This is a genomic window from Protofrankia sp. CiP1_Cm_nod3, assembly GCF_982290655.1.
On the sequence record NZ_CEVIVD010000015.1, the window covers coordinates 7,037 to 8,330 of the forward strand.

Annotated in this window: 1 protein-coding gene; it reads right to left on the bottom strand. The window is 75.3% G+C overall.

The window, feature by feature from the left end; genetic code table 11:
• Positions 1-28 precede the first annotated feature (28 nt).
• Positions 29-1,216, bottom strand: a complete 1,188-nt coding sequence (locus AC5LUJ_RS05315) for an S-methyl-5-thioribose-1-phosphate isomerase (protein ID WP_250287377.1) — start codon at positions 1,214-1,216, stop codon at positions 29-31.
• Positions 1,217-1,294: the final 78 nt, after the last annotated feature.

The following is a 1,294-nucleotide window of genomic DNA, read 5'->3' on the forward strand; positions in this document are numbered from 1 at the left end:
CGATGACCTTGTCGGGGGCGTCGGCGGCCTACCGGGGCGGGGCGGGCGGCCGCGGGCGCTGGCCGCGCGCGGCCTCGACGATCCCGTGCTCGGTGACGAGCGCGTTCACCAGGCTCACGGGCGTCACGTCGAAGGCGGGGTTGTACGCCCGGGAGCGCGCCGGCGCGACCCGCGACCCGGCATGGCCGAGCACCTCCTCGCCGTCCCGCAGCTCGATCGGGATCATGTCGCCGGACGCCGTCGCCGGGTCCACGGTCGACGCGGAGGCGGCCACGACGAACGGGATCCGCGCGTACGCGCAGGCCAGCGCCACCCCGAGAGTACCGATCTTGTTGGCGACGTCACCGTTGGCGGCTATCCGGTCGGCGCCCACGACGGCCGCGTCGACGAGCCCACGCACGATCGTCCCCGCGGCGGCGGCGTCGACCTGCACCAGGTGGGGGATGTTCTCGACGTCGAGCTCCCAGGCGGTCAGGCGGCTGCCCTGCAGCAGCGGCCGGGTCTCGTCCACATAGACGATCTCCAGTGCCCCGCGGGCGTGCAGTTCGCGGATGATGCCCAGTGCCGTCCCCCAGCCAGCGGTCGCGAGCGCCCCGGTGTTGCAGTGGGTGAGGATGCGCAGCGGACGGCGACCACCGCCGTCGGTGTGGCCGCTGCCGTCGCTGCCGGGGACGGTCGCGGGAGTCCTCCCGCCGGTGGTACCGGCGCTGATACCGCCACCGCTGCCTGTGCCCGTGCCTGTGTCGTGGATGGTGCCGGTGTTGTGGACGGCGCCGGTGGGCCGGGACGCGCTGCGCAGCAGCCAGTCCGCGCCGTGCGCGCCGATCGCCCGGTTCGCCCGTTCGTCCTGCTCCAGCAGGTCGTGGGCGTATTCGAGGACCGCGGAGATCCCGTGGGCTAGCCGCTGGCGGGCCGCGTCCACCGCGAGAGCGAGCGCGAGGGCGGTGGGACGGGCGTCGCGGATGCCGCCGATGGCCCGTGCGAGAGTGGCCGCGTCCCAGTTCTCCCGCTCGGCCTGGGCCGCGGCCAGGGCCACCCCGAACGCGCCGGCGGCACCGAGGGCGGGAGCGCCGCGGACGGCCAGCCGCCGCACCGCGGCGACGAGCACGTCCACGTCGGTGACCTCGAGGTGGACGACCCGGGCGGGCAGCGCGGTCTGGTCGAGCAGACGGATGCCGTTGCCCGTCCAGGAGACAGGCCGGCCGACAGGAGTCATCCACAGCACGATATGCCGCCGGCCGGGGCCGCCCGGGTATGTCCAGCGGTGGGATCGCCGGTCCGCGCCGGACGTCGA

What these genes read in the sequence shown, in the direction of transcription:
- AC5LUJ_RS05315 (WP_250287377.1), bottom strand. Translation starts at nt 1,216, where the DNA reads ATGACTCCTGTCGGCCGGCCTGTCTCCTGGACGGGCAACGGCATCCGT.